Source organism: Rhizobium sp. AB2/73 (assembly GCF_020871915.1).
GTDB lineage: Bacteria > Pseudomonadota > Alphaproteobacteria > Rhizobiales > Rhizobiaceae > Rhizobium > Rhizobium dioscoreae.
The window spans coordinates 702,334-719,496 of record NZ_CP067071.1; the positions used below are offsets into that span (position 1 = coordinate 702,334).

Annotated in this window: 10 protein-coding genes; 2 read left to right on the forward strand and 8 right to left on the reverse strand. The window is 60.0% G+C overall.

Translation table 11 applies throughout. From position 1 onward, the window contains the following. Positions 1 to 78 precede the first annotated feature (78 nt). Positions 79 to 3,036: a bifunctional [glutamine synthetase] adenylyltransferase/[glutamine synthetase]-adenylyl-L-tyrosine phosphorylase gene (locus I8E17_RS03585; RefSeq protein WP_069616093.1), complete on the forward strand. Its 2,958-nt coding sequence runs from the start codon at positions 79 to 81 to the stop codon at positions 3,034 to 3,036. On the opposite strand, the gene I8E17_RS03590 is transcribed toward I8E17_RS03585, so the two are convergent. Next, the gene (locus tag I8E17_RS03590) at positions 3,037 to 5,352 is read right to left on the reverse strand and encodes a PAS domain-containing sensor histidine kinase (RefSeq protein WP_069616094.1); all 2,316 of its coding nucleotides are present in this window, start codon (positions 5,350 to 5,352) and stop codon (positions 3,037 to 3,039) included. A gap of 229 nt (positions 5,353 to 5,581) precedes the next feature. Continuing rightward, positions 5,582 to 8,230 carry an aminopeptidase N gene (gene pepN, locus I8E17_RS03595; protein ID WP_069616095.1) on the reverse strand — a complete coding sequence of 883 codons (2,649 nt, stop codon included), beginning with the start codon at positions 8,228 to 8,230 and terminating at the stop codon, positions 5,582 to 5,584. Positions 8,231 to 8,700: 470 nt separating this feature from the next. Between pepN and I8E17_RS03600 the strand changes: the two genes are divergently transcribed. Next, on the forward strand, positions 8,701 to 9,552 hold the full coding sequence (locus I8E17_RS03600) for a hypothetical protein (RefSeq protein ID WP_069616096.1): 852 nt from the start codon (positions 8,701 to 8,703) through the stop codon (positions 9,550 to 9,552). A gap of 24 nt (positions 9,553 to 9,576) precedes the next feature. Here I8E17_RS03600 and I8E17_RS03605 read toward each other — a convergent pair whose 3' ends face one another. The 6 genes from I8E17_RS03605 to I8E17_RS03630 all read right to left on the reverse strand — a co-directional run bounded on the left by I8E17_RS03605 (position 9,577) and on the right by I8E17_RS03630 (position 16,931). Further along, on the reverse strand, positions 9,577 to 9,741 hold the full coding sequence (locus I8E17_RS03605; RefSeq protein WP_176728074.1) for a hypothetical protein: 165 nt from the start codon (positions 9,739 to 9,741) through the stop codon (positions 9,577 to 9,579). A gap of 59 nt (positions 9,742 to 9,800) precedes the next feature. After that, positions 9,801 to 9,992, reverse strand: a complete 192-nt coding sequence (locus I8E17_RS03610) for a hypothetical protein (protein ID WP_069616097.1) — start codon at positions 9,990 to 9,992, stop codon at positions 9,801 to 9,803. Between the two features lie 138 nt (positions 9,993 to 10,130). Next, entirely contained in the window at positions 10,131 to 11,009 is an 879-nt protein-coding gene (locus I8E17_RS03615; protein ID WP_219510987.1) for a uracil-DNA glycosylase, read from the reverse strand. A gap of 55 nt (positions 11,010 to 11,064) precedes the next feature. Beyond that, positions 11,065 to 12,354, reverse strand: a complete 1,290-nt coding sequence (locus I8E17_RS03620) for an Hsp70 family protein (RefSeq protein WP_069616099.1) — start codon at positions 12,352 to 12,354, stop codon at positions 11,065 to 11,067. Between the two features lie 228 nt (positions 12,355 to 12,582). Next, positions 12,583 to 15,702: an efflux RND transporter permease subunit gene (locus I8E17_RS03625; protein WP_069616100.1), complete on the reverse strand. Its 3,120-nt coding sequence runs from the start codon at positions 15,700 to 15,702 to the stop codon at positions 12,583 to 12,585. Further along, complete coding sequence (locus tag I8E17_RS03630; RefSeq protein WP_069616101.1) at positions 15,699 to 16,931, reverse strand: efflux RND transporter periplasmic adaptor subunit; 1,233 nt, start codon at positions 16,929 to 16,931, stop codon at positions 15,699 to 15,701. Before I8E17_RS03630 ends, I8E17_RS03625 begins: the two co-directional genes overlap by 4 nt. Between the last annotated feature and the right edge of the window lie 232 nt (positions 16,932 to 17,163).

Consider the following 17,163-nt stretch of genomic DNA (forward strand, 5'->3'; position numbering starts at 1 on the left):
GTAGAGCATGATGTTATCCGAAAACCGCTCATACTTTTCGGCATCATGCTCTATCCGCTTGCTGTTGGGGAGAACTGCATGACGACGCAAAGCGATTTGCTGCGGGATGTTCCGGCCGGGCGGTTGCGGCCGTTAAACCAGACGGAGACGAAATCTGCACTTGCCGATCTCAAGCAGATTGCGGGAACGGAGCCGGTCGTTGCCGATCTCCTTGCGGGCGAGAGTGCATTGCGGGATTTCATCGTCGCCGCTCTGACCCTGTCCCCTCACTTGCGCGAAATCGCCAATCTCGAACCGTCGCTCCTCGTCGCCGCGATCGAGAAGCCGCTTTCGCCGCAAATCGAAGGGCTGGTGGAAGAGGCTCGCCGAGCCTGGCTGCCCGCGGATGGGGAAGGTGCCTCTCCTGCTGAATCTGAGGTAATGAGCCGTCTGCGCATTGCCAAGCGCCGTGCGGCCTTCCTCGTTGCCCTTGCCGATCTCGCGCGCATCTATGACGGCAGGGTGACGACACGCTGGCTGAGCAGGCTTGCGGAGGCCTCCATCTCAGCGGCGATCGATCACCTGTTGCTGTCGTCGCACGAGGCCGGCAAGATCGTGGTTCCCGATCCCGCTGCCCCGAGCCGGAAATCCGGGTTGATTGTCCTCGGGATGGGCAAGCTCGGCGCCGAAGAGCTGAACTATTCCTCCGACATCGATCTGGTTGTCTTTTTCGACGAGACGGCAGCCATCGTGGCCGATCCCGATGATGCCATCGACATCTTCCCGCGGCTGATGCGCCGGCTGGTGCGCATCCTGCAGGAGCGCACGGCAGATGGCTATGTCTTCCGCACCGATCTTCGCCTGCGTCCCGATCCCGGCTCCACGCCGCTCGCGATCCCTGTGGACGCTGCGATGATCTATTATGAGGGCAGGGGGCAGAACTGGGAGCGCGCCGCCTTCATCAAGGCGCGCCCCGTCGGCGGTGATATCGCTGCCGGTCAGGCTTTCATCCGCGATCTCGTGCCCTTCGTCTTCCGCAAATATCTGGATTATGCCGCGATATCAGACATCCACTCCATCAAGCGGCAGATCCACGCGCATAAGGGACATGGCGCCATCGCGGTTAAAGGCCATAACGTCAAGCTCGGCCGCGGCGGCATTCGCGAGATTGAGTTCTTCGTGCAGACGCAGCAGCTGATTGCTGGCGGTCGCATGCCGTCTCTGCGCAGCCGATCGACGGAGGAGACGCTTTTCGAGTTGACCGAGGCGAAGTGGATCGATGCGGAAACGCGCGATGAACTGGTGACGGCCTATTGGTTCCTGCGCGACGTCGAGCATCGCATCCAGATGGTGCGCGATGAGCAGACGCATCTGCTGCCGGAAACCGATGCCGAACTCCGGCGCATCGCCTACATGATGGGTTTTGCCGACGTGTCGGCTTTTTCCGAAGCGCTGGTGATGACGTTGAAAACCGTCGAGCGCCGCTATGCGCGCCTGTTCGAACAGGAAACCAAGCTGTCGAGCGAAACCGGCAATCTGGTCTTTACCGGCCAGGGCGACGATCCCGATACCCTGGAGACGCTACGCCGCCTGGGCTTCGATCGTCCGTCTGATATCGCCAACGTCATCCGCACCTGGCACTACGGCCGGTATCGCGCCACGCAATCCGTGGAAGCACGAGAACGGTTGACGGAACTGACGCCGGAGCTGCTGCGCGTCTTTGGCGAAAGCAAGCGTGCCGACAAGGCTTTGTTGCGCTTCGACAGCTTTATCTCTGGCCTGCCGGCAGGCATCCAGCTCTTCTCGCTGCTCGGCACCAATCCGGCGCTCCTCTCGCTCATCGTCAACATCATGTCGTCGGCGCCTCGCCTTGCCGAGATCATCGCGGCCAAGCCGCATGTCTTTGACGGCATGCTGGATCCAAGGCTGATGGCGGAATTACCAACGCGCGACTATCTGGCGGAGCGCCTCCAGAGCTTCCTTGCCCCGGCGCGGCATTATGAAGAGACGCTCGATCTCTTGCGCATCTTCGCCTCCGAACAGCGTTTCCTGATCGGCATTCGCCTGTTGACGGGTGCAATCGGCGGGGTCATGGCGGCCCGCGCCTTCACTTATCTTGCCGATCTCATCGTCGAGGCGGCACTGGACGCCGTCATGACGGAAATCCGCGCGGCGCATGGCGAATATCCCGGAGGCCGCGTCGCTGTCGTCGGAATGGGCAAACTCGGCAGTTTCGAGCTCTCGGCCGGTTCCGATATCGATATCATCCTGCTTTACGATTACGACGACGCAGCCAGCGAATCCGATGGTCCGAAGCCGCTCGATGCCACACGATATTTCACGCGTATCACGCAGCGCCTGATCGCGGCCCTTTCTGCACCGACGGCCGAGGGCGTGCTCTATGAGGTGGACATGCGTTTGCGTCCCTCCGGCAACAAGGGACCTGTCGCCACGCGCATCAATTCCTTCGAGAAGTACCAGCGCGAGGAAGCCTGGACGTGGGAGCATATGGCGCTGTCACGGTCGCGCCTGATCTGCGGCGACGAGAAGCTGGTGAACGATGCCGAGCGCGTCATAGGCGAGGTTCTTTCGACAAAGAGAGATGTCGCCAGGATCGCTAAGGATGTTCGCGAGATGCGTGCCCTGATCGAACAGGAAAAGCCGCCGGAAAGCATCTGGGATCTAAAACTGATCCCCGGCGGCCTGATCGATATCGAATTCATCGCGCAATATCTGCGGCTGATCGCGTCGGTTCGCGGCGTTGGCATCGATGCAAACGGCCTCAGCACCGCCGAAGCGTTGAAACTGCTCGGCGGCAGCATGATGGATCGCAACGATCTGGACGTCTGCCTGAAAGCTCTGCAGCTCTATACGGAAGTGTCGCAGCTTATCCGCCTTTGCATCGATGGCACGTTCGATTCGAAAAATACGCCTTCCGGCTTGATCGAGCTGGTTTGCCGCGCCGGCGATTGCCCGGATATCCGCACGCTGGAAGCGGAGCTGAAGCGCCTGTCGAAGGCGGTTCGGAAAGTATTCCAGGCAACAGTCGGAAGCTGATCAGCTCTGATCCGGGATGCGTATCGCGATCACCGTGCCGATACCTTCGCGCGAGCGGATGCGCATGCGGCCTTGATGCAGCGCGGTCAGCGATCTGGAAATTGCAAGCCCCAGGCCGGAGCCTCCCTTGCTCTTCGCATATTGGCTCTGCACCTGTTCGAAGGGCTGGCCGATCTTGCTGAGCGCCGATTTCGGAATGCCGATACCGGTATCGGCGATGACGAGCATGACGGCATCGTCGACCCTGCGTGTGCGAACCGCGATGCGGCCGCCATCATTGGTGAATTTCACGGCATTGGAGAGCAGGTTTAGCACGATCTGTTTCATCGCCCGCCGGTCGGCATTGAGCTTGATCTCGGAGGAAATATCCTGCTCGACGAGAATGTTCTTCTGTGCGGCCGGAATGCGGGTGAAGCGCAGGCATTCCTCGATGAGCGGTGCGAGATTGATCCGCTCGCAGGAGAGCTTCATATGTCCGGCTTCGATCTTCGACATGTCGAGAATGTCGTTGATGACGTTGAGCAGATGCCTGCCGCTATCGTGAATGTCCTTGGCATATTCGTTGTAGCGGGCCGAGCCGAGCGGACCGAACATCTGGTCCTGCAGGATTTCCGAGAAGCCGAGAATGGCGTTGAGCGGCGTGCGCAGCTCATGCGACATGTTGGCGAGGAATTCCGATTTGGCCCTGTTGGCGGCTTCGGCGCGCTCCTTCTCGGCGAGATAGTTGGCGTTGGCGGTCGAAAGCTCCGCCTTTTGCTTCTCCAGGATCTGCCGCGATGCGGAGAGATCATTGATCGTCGCCATCAGCCGGCGCTCGGAGTCGCGAAGACGCTCCTGATTGCGCTTGAGCTGTGTGATGTCGGTACCGACGGAGACAAGGCCGCCGTCGCGGGTGCGTCGTTCGTTGATCTGCAGCCATCGCTCGTCGGCGAGCTGCACCTCCGTTGTCTGCGAATGATTGGAGCGACCGGGATCGACGATGCGGCGCTCGATGACCGGGCGTGCCGCAGCGGCATTGACAACGGCGCGCTCGGTGCCGGGAACGAGCACATTGTCGGGCAGGCCATAGGCCTGCTGGAAATGGGCGTTGCACATGACCAAGCGATCGTTCTTGTCCCACAGCACGAAGGCTTCGGAGGTGCACTCGATGGCATCGGCCAGCCGCTGGTCGGCCTCGGCATAGCGCTGCGCCAGCCGGTGCTGTTCGGTCACGTCCATCGCGATGCCGATCATGTGGACGCGGCCGGAATTGGTTCGGATCACCTGGGCTCGGGCGCGCATCCAGACATAATGCCCTTTGGCGTGGCGAATGCGCAGGATCTGGTCCACCTGGCCGGCATTGCCGCGGGTGACGGTACGGGCTAGCATATGCAGGCCGCTATCATCCGGATGCATCAGCCGCGCCGCGTCCGTGAAAGCGAGCGGTTTATCTGCGACCGGCAGCCCGAGCATGTCGTACATCGAGCGCGACCAGAAGAATTGGCGGCTGGTGAAATCGAAATCCCAGAGACCGCAGCGCCCGCGTGACAGCGCCGTCTCGACCCGCAGGTTGGATTCAAGGAAGATTTCGTCCGCGTCCCGGGCGCGTTTCACCTGCGTGTAATAGGCATAGAGGATGACGAGCAGGATGGAGGATATGCCGGCAAACAGCGTGACGTTCAGGGTCAGCTCGTCGCGCCAGAGCTTGTCGATCTGATCCATCGATGCAGCCGACAGAATGAAATCACCCTTGTCGCCGATCAGGGAAATGGCTGCGTAGAAGGGCTCGCCGCCGATCGTGGTCTCGATCACGCCGGCGTGATCGCCGAAACTGCGGATGGCCGAGACTTCCGGAAAGAAATCGGAGACAAGCATGCCGATATAGCCCGAGCCGGCGGCCGACGAGCCGAACACCCGGCCGCTTGCCTGCACCAACAGAACGAAAGCGCCGGTGTCCAGTCGATCCTGCGGCAGATAGGAGGCCAGTTTCCGTTCTGCGCTGCTGCGGTCCCCCGCCTGGAAGAGGCTGGCGTCATTCGAAAAGGCGGCGGATGCGGCGGCGATGGAAAGAGAGGTGGCGCGGCGGGCGGCGGCCGCCATCCGGCTATGCTCCGTGATCATGCCGAAGAAATGCGAGGCGGCAACGACCATCAGGAAGGAAACGATGAGGACGGGAATGATGCGCTTGAGAATATGCTCCGTCTGCGGAAAACGACGCGAAATCGTCTCCACCCGCACTCCGGTTCGATCGGTAACGCCGCTATGCCAGGATTTCAGACCGTCGAAATTAACACGCAGCCGTCCATCGGCCGCGGTTGCCCGCCGCACGTCCACCATCGCTTTAGCCTTGTCCCTCGTGTGATTCGCTGCGCCGCTCGCCCGAATCTGCCCTAATGAATCATTCGTGATTCGGCTTGTCCAGAGGGTGCGGTAAAACTTTCTTAACCATCTGCGATTTCAGCATATTTTGCACACGCAGCGGTAAGTTGCGTGCGTTCGGGACTCGTTGAAGCTGAAAAAGCGGATGCAAATCAGCCTTTGAAATCGGCGCACCGGGCGGTCGAAATCACTCCTTGAGGATACGTTCGACGATGTCGCGCACGTCTGTCGAAAGACCGCCTGCGCGCTCGATCCGCATCAGTGCCGCGCGGGCATGGCCGGCCCGTACCGGCTCCAGCAGGCGCCAGGAGCGCATCGAAGTCAGGATGCGTGCCGCAAGCTGCGGATTGCGCTGATCGATCTCGAGGATCTCGTCGGCCAGAAAATTGTATCCGGCACCATCTACGCGGCCAAAGCCGGTGGGGTTGGCGAAGGCGAAGGTGCCGATCAGTGCCCGCACGCGGTTGGGATTGGCGTGCTTGAACAGCGGTGTCCCCATGAGCAGCCGGATGCGCTCCAGCGCACCGGCGCCGGGAATCGCGGCCTGAATGGCGAGCCACTTGTCTATGACGAGCGCATTGTCTGCGAAGCGGTCGCGGAAATGCGCAAGCGCTGCCGCCGTCTCGGCAGTATCCGGGAAGCGTTGGGCCAGAATGGTCAGCGCGGCGCTGAGATCGGTCATGTTGTTCGCCGCGTCATAGGCGGCCTTTGCTCTCGCTGGCGTCTCGTCCAGCTGCGAGAGATAGCTCAGCGCCGTATTGCGCAAGGCGCGACGTCCGGCGCTTTCGGCATCCGGGGTAAAGGCGCCCGACGTCTGCATGCTGTCATAGAGGGCGGTGAAGACGTGCTTTCCAGCTTCCGCCACCCGCTTGATGATCGTCTGGCGCGCGGCGTGAATGGCATCGGGGTCGTTGTTGCCGCCGAGTTCGCGGGCGATATCGGCCTCGCTGGGCAGGGCGAGCGCCTGAGCGCGGAATGCCGGCTCCAGGCTTTCGTCGGCTGCGGCTGCGAGCAGCGCCTCGGTGAAGGCTGAATCGCAAGTGATATCGATGCCTTGGCGTATATCGCGCGCCGCCTGCAAGAGGTTCGGCAGGCCAAGATCGATCAGCGCCTGCCAGCGGGCGAAATGATCGGTCTCGTAGCGAGCAATCAGTACAAGATCCTGGGTGCTCTGGCTGAATTGCAGGTTGATCGGCGTCGAGAAGCTGCGATTGAGCGAAAGAACCGGCCGCGAGGGAATGCCGTGGAATGTCACGGTCTGCGCCTGCTTCGTCAGATGCAGGACGTCGTCGGTGAGCTCTGCCCCGGTAACGGAGGCGGACGTGATGATCGTGCCGTCGTCGGCGAGCAAGCCCATGCGTAGCGGAATGTGCATCGGTTTCTTCACACTCTGGCCCGGCGTTGCCGGCACCATCTGCTCGAGCGACAGGTTGAACGTCTTGGCATCGGCATCATAGGCGCCGGATGCCGTGACGAGCGGCGTGCCGGCTTGGTGATACCACAGCGAAAACTGTGTGAGATCGCGACTGCTGACATCCTCGAAACATCTGACGAAATCTTCGATGGTGACAGCCTGTCCGTCATGCCGATCGAAATAGAGGTCCATGCCCTTCTTGAAGAGATCGCGGCCGAGCAGGGTTGCGATCATGCGCGTGACTTCGCTGCCCTTCTCATAGACGGTTGTCGTATAGAAGTTATTGATTTCACGGTATGTCGTTGGCCGCACCGGATGGGCAAGCGGCCCGCTGTCCTCTGGAAACTGTTCCGACTTCAGGTGACGGACTTCGGCAATCCGCTTGACGGGACGCGAGCGCTGGTCGGCGGAGAATTCGTGATCGCGATAGACGGTCAGGCCCTCCTTGAGGCAGAGCTGAAACCAGTCGCGGCAGGTGATGCGGTTGCCCGTCCAGTTGTGGAAATATTCGTGCGCGATGATGGCTTCGATATTGGCGTAATCGGCGTCAGTCGCCGTCTCGGGATCGGCGAGCACATATTTGTCGTTGAAGACGTTGAGACCCTTGTTCTCCATCGCCCCCATGTTGAAGTCCGATACGGCGACGATCATGAAGATGTCGAGATCGTATTCGCGGCCGAACCGCTCTTCGTCCCACTTCATCGAGCGCTTCAGCGCATCCATGGCGTAGATCGCACGCGGCTCCTTGCCGTGCTCGACATAGATCTTCAGTGCGACCTCACGGCCGGACATTGTGGTGAACGTGTCTTCGACGACACCAAGATCGCCGGCAACGAGCGCGAAGAGATAGCTCGGCTTCGGGTGTGGATCGAACCACGCGGCGAAATGCTTGCCTTCACCATAGCCGGCGCCGCCGAGGAAATTGCCGTTCGACAGCAGCAGCGGATTGGCGGCCTTGTCGGCGATGATGTTGACCGTATAGGGGGCGAGAACATCCGGCCGGTCGGGAAAATAGGTGATACGACGGAAGCCTTCGGCCTCGCACTGCGTGCAATAAATGCCGCCGGTGCGATAGAGACCCATCAGCTGCGTGTTGGCTTCCGGGTTGATCACGGTCGTGATCGTCAGCTCGAAAGGCGCGCTTTCCGGCAGATCGCGAACCGTGAGGCTTTCAGGCGTGGCGTCATATTGCGCGGCAGACAGCTCCGTCTGATCGAGCAGCAGGCCGGAGAGCACCAGCTCGTCGCCATCGAGCACAAGGGGTGCCGTGGGATCGATACCTTCGCGCCGATGGAAGATCAGCCGTGCCTCCACCTTGGTCTCGGTCGGATGCAGATCGAAGGTGAGGTCCACGCGTTCCAGAACGAAGTCGGTGGGACGATAGTCTGCCAGATTGACGATCTGGCCGGTGTCTGTGCGCATGGTCTATCCTGATCAGGCTATGCTATGGCGGGCACAGTCCGAAGCCCTGCTCCGGACTGAAAGTGCCGCATCATTACACCGAAATCTGAACCAAAGTTAAAGTCATATCGCAATGCCGATATGTTTTGTTATGGCACAACAAGTATTCACTCGCCGAGCGGTTCTCGATTCAGCTATTCGAATAAAAAGTGGTAGCTCTGCCCCTGCATTTGCAGACCGGCAGTACAATTGCTACCATAACATTCAAATGGATCACCATGACTGCATTGCTGTTGGATGCAGGCCGTTACGGTCGGGAAACAATAATTTAAAGTAAATTATTTGTTTAACCCCTTGCGATATAAAAGCGCTTGCATAACTATAGCATGCTATTAGATATCGGAATTATGATCGATTCCGATGATTTCGTTCACAAAAATGAAACATCCACTTTCTGTTGCTTTTTAAGAAGGGCACCCCAGGAGGCCCGATTGAGTTTTCCCATCGAGCAACTTGCTCGTCATCCCAAGTTCGTAGCATCCTTGAGCTTTCTCTCCGAGACATTGCGAAACCGTTATGATAGCGGCCCGAGGGTTGCGCGCATGCTCGCCTCACATCAGCGCTGGCTTCTGACCCAGGCCGCCTATGCGCTTCATCTTGAATATGATCCGGGGATTCCGGGCTCGGGGCTGACCGTTGTTGCACTGCGCAACCTCATCACGCATTATCGCATCGCCAGCCGCAATACGGTCCTGAGCTTCGTCGAGGAACTGCTGACCTATCGCTTCCTGGAGTTGGCTCCAGGGCCTGCCCGCCGTCCGCGCCGCTACGTGCCGACCGAAATCAGCTATACGGCGATGTTCGGCTGGTATCTCGCCAATCTGGCCGCGCTCGATCTCCTTGACAATGGCAGCCGCGCAGCCGCGCTGGTGGCTTCGCCGATGCTGATGGATCTGGCACAGCCGCGTATGACCCGCAATTGTCTGGCCGCCGACATCTGGCGCGAACCGCCGGAAAGCGTGGGCCTATTTCTCTGGACGGAATCCGGCGGTCTTGTTGTCGATCATATCGTGTCCAGGCTGGATCTCAGTGGAGAAGTCGGCGATCGAATCGATATCGGCCATGTCGATGCCCGCGCTCTGGCCGCGCATTTTATGATATCGCGTACCCATTTGCAGCGTATCCTGCGCAAATCTGCCGACCGCGGAGACATCGGCTGGCATGACGAACCCAAGAAGACGCGTATGTGGATATCGCGCAATTTTCTGGATCAGTATTGCGGATGGCAGGCCATAAAATTGGCGGCGGTCGATGAGGCCTTCGCCTGGGCGCGGTCCGCCTAAAGGTCAGGGGCTCTCTGTAAAATCTCAAAGCGGAATACTGGTCGCGACGATCCGGGCAGCGCTTGTGCTGTGGCATTCGTCCTTGTGAGAATTGCGTGCGCGCTCGAATTCCTCGGCGGCCCGCACCGCAGAGCCGATATGACCGACGGAATCGAGCAGAGCGATGAATGAACGCAAACCTGAAGACATAATGGAAATCCTGATACTTGAACGCTACGCTGGATCGCCCGGCAATTCGCGCCCGCAGGTCAGCAGGCGCGGAAATCGGCGAAAATGGCAGTCGGGCGGCTGATGCGGGCCGAGATGCCGGTGCCTCGCGCGGTCATCTGCTCATTGGCAGCGATGCCGAGATTGCGATGGCCGTTTATGGCGCGCTCGGGCTCGATGGCGCGGCGCAGGGTATCAAACCCGCAGTGAATAGGGCGAAAACGTGCAGTCATTGCCTTGGTTCCTTTCGAATTCCTCCCAAGACAACCTTTATATTGCAGTGCAGCATAGATTCTGCAATGCACAGCAAAAGAAGACTACCATGCAAAAAATGCATGACTTGTGTCATTCTCCGTTAATAGCTGTTTAAATTAGCCTAATATTTCAGCGGCGATATAATTCTTGAAGGCCAGAAGATCGCTCCAGGCCAGACGTTTATTGATGGGCGCGGTCAGCAGCTCCTGCGGATGGAGGCTGGCGATAGCGGGGATGGTTCGGCCGAGAATGCTGATTTCCCGCCATTGTCCGCGCAATCCATGGATGGTTTCGCCACCGCCGAAGAAGTGGCGGGCGGTGAAATTACCGAGCAGCAGCACAGCCTTCGGCTCGGCAAGCGCAATCTGCCGTTCTATGAACGGACGACATATCTCGATTTCAGCCGGAGAAGGGGCGCGGTTGCCCGGCGGCCGCCACGGAATGACGTTGGTCAGCAGGATCCCATCGCGCTGCAGGCCGATGGCGGCAAGCATTCGGTCGAGCAGCTGCCCCGCGCGGCCAGCAAACGGCGCCCCCTCGCGATCATCGTCGGCGCTCGGCATCGGCCCGATCACCATGATCCGGCCCTCCGGCGTGCCGCTCGCAAAGATCGTTGAGCGGGCGCTGTTCTTGAGGTTGCAGCCATTGAAGGCTTCGATCGCAGTCTTTAACTCACTGAGAGAACGCGCACTTTCGGCCGCGAATCGGGCCTGCTCGACGGCTTGCTCGTCGGGAATGGCCGGCGTGGCGCGCGGCGCAGAAGGCGTCGCCGCCTTTGCGGCGGGGCGACGCTCCGGCTGTGACCGTGGGGCAGGTGCTGGCGCTTCGGCCCTTGGCTGCGTTGCGCGCGAGCCCTGCCGCGCGGCGCGCATCGCCTCGAATTCCGCAAACCGATCCACCGGCTCATCTTCCAGCAGCCAATCAACGCCGGCATCCGCATGGAAGTGCAGAAGGGCGGCAAGCTCGGCCGGTGTGAGGTCGCTGGCGGAAATCATGGGCGAACTCTAACCAAAGCGGCGCAGGAACGAAAGGGCAGGGTGGTCGGCTATCTCACGCCGTCCACTGGGCGATATCGTCGCGTTCGCCGATCAGGGCCAAACCATGGGCGATCGACAATAGTTCTCCGCCCGTTTCGATGCGCTCCTGGCCGAAGCGTTCCGTGAAGATGCGTCGAACAGCCGGCACGAAGGAGGTGCCGCCCGTCAGGAACACCTTGTCGATCGCATCGGGCGAGGTGTTCGTCGTTGTCAGCACGTCATCCAGCGCTCCTTCGATGCGGGCGAGGTCTTCCGCAATCCACGTCTCGAAATCGGCGCGGCGAACATGCTTGCGGCCGGCCTTGCCGAGCGGAGGGAAGTTGAATTCGGCCTCTTCCTCGCTCGAAAGCGCCATTTTCGTCGCCGATACGGCCTGGTAGAGCGGATAGCCTTCATCATGCTCGACGAGCTCGATGAAGGTCTCCAGCTTCTCCGGCTCCAGGCTGCTGCGCACCAGCGTCTTCAGGTCGGCATATTCGCGCGAGGTCTTGAAGATCGAGAGCTGGTTCCAGCGGCCGAAATTGGCGTAGTAGGAGGTCGGCACTTCCAGCAGCTTGTCGAAGCTCTTGAAGTAGCTTCCCTTGCCGATGGCCGGCGAGACGATGTTGTCGATCATCCGGAAATCGAAATGATCGCCGGCGATGCCGACGCCGGAATGGCCGATAGGCGTCGCCGTCAGCTTGCCGCCGTGGGTCTCGAAGCGGATGATCGAATAGTCGGTCGTACCGCCGCCAAAGTCGGCCACCAGCACGGTCGCATCCTTCTTCAGGTGTTGGGCGAAATAGAAGGCCGCTGCCACCGGCTCGTAGACGTAGTGAATTTCCGGGAAGCCGAACCTTGCAAGAGCGGCATTGTAGCGCTCGGTGGCAAGGGCAGGGTTCGGATTGGCGCCGGCAAAATGCACCGGCCGGCCGGTGACGATGCGCGAGACATTCTCCGGCCATCCCTCTCCGGCGTAGGCGCGCAGGCGACGCACGAAGATCTCCATCAGATCCTCGAAGCTATGGCGCTTGGCAAAGATCAGCGTACCTTGGAAGAGTGCGCTCGCCGCAAAAGTCTTGATCGACTGCAGGAAGCGGCAGTCGCCGGGATTGTCAATAAACTGCCGGATGGCCGCATGTCCTGCCTCGACCTTGAGCGCGGCCGCACCCAGCCCCGGATCCTTCATGAAGGAGAGCGCAGTGCGCATGCTGTCGGCGGTGCCGGCAGCGCTGTTGAAGGCGACCGATTGTGTCACGGGTCCATCGGCCATCGCCAGAACCGTGTTCGTGGTGCCGAAGTCGAAACCAAGCGCCCGAGCCATGCCCGCACTCCTTTCCGTCGAAATTGTCTGGATTGGGGCCAAGCCCCTGATGGGACGCATGACGCGCCCTGTCGCAAGGAGGGCGCGTCATGACATGGCTGGACGTCAAGTTCAAGACGGAGAGGTGCTTTTATTTTTGCCCGCCGTGGTATCCGCCGACAGTATTTCACCGGCGATGCGTTTCGCTTTGCTGGAAAAGGATTGGGCGCCTTTCGGCGCCCGTTTTTGTCATTCCGCGGCAATCGCCGACGGCGGTTCCTTCTGGTGCGGATCGTCGTCCTTGCGCCGGCCGAAACGACCGAGGAAGTCGCTCAGGCGGTTCATCTCAAGGAAGATGACCGGCGTGATGAACAGGGTCAGGAGCTGCGAAACCACCAAGCCGCCAACTACAGCGATACCGAGCGGCTGGCGCAGCTCGGAGCTTGCGCCGCTGCCGACCGCGATCGGTAGGGCGCCGAGCAGGGCGCAGAAGGTGGTCATCATGATCGGCCGGAAACGTCGTACGCAGGCCTCATGGATCGCTTCCGCCGGCGACATGCCAGTACTCGAGCGCAACGTTTCCAGTGCCACGTCGATCATCATGATCGCGTTTTTCTTGACGATACCGATCAGCATCAGCAAGCCGATGAGCGCGATGACCGACAGGTCGAAGCCGAAGATCTTCAGCGCAAGCAGTGCGCCGAGAGCGGCGGCCGGCAGACCGGACAGAATGGTCAGGGGGTGGATGAAGCTCTCATAGAGAACGCCGAGAACCACGTAGATCGTCAGCACCGCAGCGAGGATCAAATAGGGCGTGCTGCCCTGCGACTGCTGGAAGATCTGCGCCGTGCCGCCGTAGGACGTGAAGATGTCCGCCGGCATGTTGATGTCCTTCTTGATCTGTTCGATCTGTGCCGTGGCGTCGCCAAGCGCTTCGCCGGCCGGCAGGTTGAAGGATACCGTGGTCGAGACGAGCTGGCCGGTCTGGTTGATGGTTACCGGACCGGTATTGCGCTCGATGCGCGCGAAGGCCGACAATGGAACCTGCTGGCCGCTCGAAGACGTCACATGGATACGCGACAGCTTCTGGTCGTCCCAAGGCTGGTTCGCATCATATTCGATGATTACGTCATAGCTGTCGCCGGTCGACTGGATCTGTGCGGCGGCGTAGTCGCTGAAGGCCTCCTCAAGCGTCGTGCGCAGCAGGTTGTTGTTGATGCCGTAGGCGGCGGCTTTCTCCGTATCGACCACAATATTGGCCTGCAGTGCATTGTATTGTGCGTCGGTGGTCACGTCGGTGAAGCGTGGATCCTTTCGCATCTCCTGCAGCATCTTGTTGGCCCACTGGTTTGTCAGATCGGCGTTAAGCGCCTGGATAACGAGCTGATACTGGCTGGCGGTCTGGCGTCCGCCGAAGCGAAGGCTTTGCTGAGGGTTGATAAAGACCTGAATGCCTGGGATTTTGGCGACGGCGGCGCGTATTTCGCGCAAAGTCTGGTCGAGAGGCGGACGATCCTTCTTATCCTTTAGCTGCGCGTAGATCGTACCGTTGTTGAGTGTCTGGCGCGCGCTGGCGCCGACAACCGACATCACGTGCTCGACGGCAGGATTCGCCTTGATCGCCGCAGCGGCCTGGTTCTGAAGGTCACGCATCGCCGGATAGGAAATATCCTGGCGGGCGCGCGTTGAAATCTGCAGCCGTCCGATGTCTTCCTGGGGGAAGAAGCTGGCCGGCAGCGTCAGGAAAAGGTAGGCCGACAGCGCGACCGAAGCAAGGAAGCTTCCAAGCACGATGTAGCGATGGCGAATACACCATTCCACGCCCTTGCCGTAATTGACCTCGGTCCAGTTGAAGCCCTTATTGAAGATGCGCACCGGCAAGGGAGGATGGCTGTGGGCGTTGGAGAGACGCGAGCCGAGCATCGGCGTGACGGTCAGCGAAACCACCGCGGACGATATGATCGCGATTGCCACGACCATCCCGAATTCGTTGAAGATACGGCCAACGACGCCGCCCATCAGCAGGATAGGGATGAACACGGCGATCAGCGAGACCGACATGGAGATAATCGTATAGCTGACTTCGGCCGCGCCCTGGATGGCTGCTTGCCGCACAGGCATGCCTTCTTCCATGTGCCTTAGAATGTTCTCCAGCATGACGATGGCGTCATCCACCACGAGGCCCACTGCAATCGTCAACCCGAGCAGCGAGATATTGTCGACGCTATAGCCGAGCACATACATCATGCCGAAAGTTGATATCAGCGAAAGGGGCACGGCGAGGCCGGGGATAATCGTTGCCGTCACATGGCCCGTGAACAGGTAGATGACGAGAACGACCAGGCCGATGGTCAGCAGCAAGGTAAACTTGACGTCCGAGATGGCCTCGCGGATTGGCTGGGCCGAGTCGTTCATAACCGTCATTTTGACGGAAGCCGGCATTTCGGCCTGCAGCTTCGGCAGCGTCTTGTTCACGGCGTCGACGACGTCGACGGTGTTGGCATCGGGCTGGCGTTGAATAGCCAGAATGATCGCTCGCTGGCCATCATACCAGCTACCGATATTCTGGTTTTCCACGCTGTCCTGCACGTCGGCGACGTCGCCGAGGTGAATTGGCTTGCCGTTGGGATTGGCAATCACAAGCGTGCGAAACTCGTCGGCATTGACGCGCTGCGTATTAGCATTGATCGTCATGCTCTGCGCCGAGTCTTGCAACGTGCCGACCGGGACCTGGTTGTTGGCGTTGACGACGGCTGTATTGACCGTGTCGATACCGATGCCGCGATCCAGAAGCTTGTTCGGATCGACGTCGATGCGCACCGCGTAGGTCTGCGCGCCGTTTACGGTCACTTCAGCGACGCCAGGCAGTGTCGAGATCGATGGAGAGATGATGTTCTCGGCGATATCGTCGAGCTTGCTGCGCTGCAAGGTGTCGCTTTGTACGGCGATCAGCATGACAGGCGCGTCGGCCGGATTGGTCTTCCGGTAGCTTGGCGGGGTGGTCAGGTTGTTGGGAAGTTTTCTTTGCGCGGTCGAAATCGCCGCCTGCACGTCACCGGCGGCGGCATCGATGTTGCGGTCGAGATTGAACTGCAGCACGATGCTGGTATTGCCAAGCGAGTTTGTCGAAGAAATTTCGCTGATGCCGGGGATCGTCTCGAACTGCTTGATCAGCGGCGTGGCGACCGATGTCGCCATCGTCTGTGGTGAGGCGCCCGTCAGCTGGGCCGAGACGTTGATCGTCGGGAAATCCACCTGCGGCACTGCCGCGACGGGGATGAGCTGATAGCCGGCGAGACCGGCAAGCACCACGCCGATCGCGAGGAGCGTGGTCGCGACCGGACGCTGGATACAGAAGGTCGGGATCATTGTTGCGCTCCAACTGTGATGGTTTCGGTTTTTCCATCATCGGCCGAAGCGACCTTCTCGTTTGGATTGTCGCTGAACTGTTCCTTGACTTCGGTGCCGTTGTTCAGTTGCGACTGGCCTTCGACAACGACATGATCGCCGACCGAAAGGCCTGTGGCGACGGCTGTGCGGCCGCCATTGGCGCGAGCAATCGTCACTGGCGTAATCTTGACCTTGTTGTCTTTCACCACAAAGGCGATATAGCCGTCCGGCCCCGGGCTGACGGCAACGGTCGGCACGACGGTCAGCTGCTCGTTGTCGGCGAAGTGAACCATGACATTCGCGGAGCGTCCCGGCCACAAGGCACCGTTGGCATTTTCGAACGTTGCCTTCACGGCGATCGTTCCGGAAGCCTCGTCGACCGTGTTGTCGTAAAAGGTGATCGTTCCGGTGCGGGGCTTGCCCTGTGCGGAACGGGGAACGGTGGTGACGTGAACAGGACCCGCGGCGAGCTGTTCCTGCAGTTCTCGCAGATTGTTTTCCTGCAGCGTAAACTTGATATATGCCGGATCATATTTGCTGATCGTCACGATTGGCGTGCCGGCGCTGACATAAGCACCCAGGCTCAATTGAACATCGCCAAGCCGGCCATCATAGGGTGCCCGTATGTCGGTATTTCCGAGCAGGACTTGATCCGAGGCAAGCTGTGCCTGGTCCGCGCTGAGCGTGGCAATGGCGCCGTCGCGGGTCGCACGTGCTTCATCGGCGGTCGCCTGAGTGCCGGCGCTGCTCGTGAGCAAGCTATTGGCGCGGGTCAGCGCGGTCTCCGCTTGGGCAAGGTTTGCCTGGTCTTTCGTAATATTCGCCTTGTCCTTGTCGACGGCAGCCTGTGCCGTACGCGGATCGAGTTTTGCGATCAGGTCGCCGGCTTTGACCGTCGCGCCATCTTTTACGGCGATCTGCGTGATCAACCCGGCTTCCTGTGCGGCGATCGTCGTTGAATCGATCGGCACGACCCAGCCGGTCGCGGGAACGTCCATCGGGAGCGTAGTTTTGACTGCGGCAACGGTCTTCACCGCGATTGGGCCGGCCTGACGCTTGCCGCCGGCCTGCGCCGCCTTGCCGGCGTCTTTGGTTTCTGCGGACGCTTGATCGACAAAGGCGGAAAGGAAAGGAAGACGGTCGCGATAGCTCCATGCCGCAAGGGCTGCGACGACAAAAAGGCCGAGGGGAAGCCAAAGTTTTTTCATATTTAAAGAACCGGTCGGGGCTTGTTGCAGGAAGCACGAGGACGGTGAAATGTATTTACTGCGCCGCACAACAAAGACGCGTTTCGCCGCAATTCATCACATCGCCGTCGCCGCTAACGTTCGGTAATTCTGTCCCTTTTTACGCGAATTCATGAACGCTGATGCCGTGCAATTTACCACAGTTCCGTACGGCGAAAAATTAAAGCTTGGAAAGCTTTGGAATAGGTTTCGT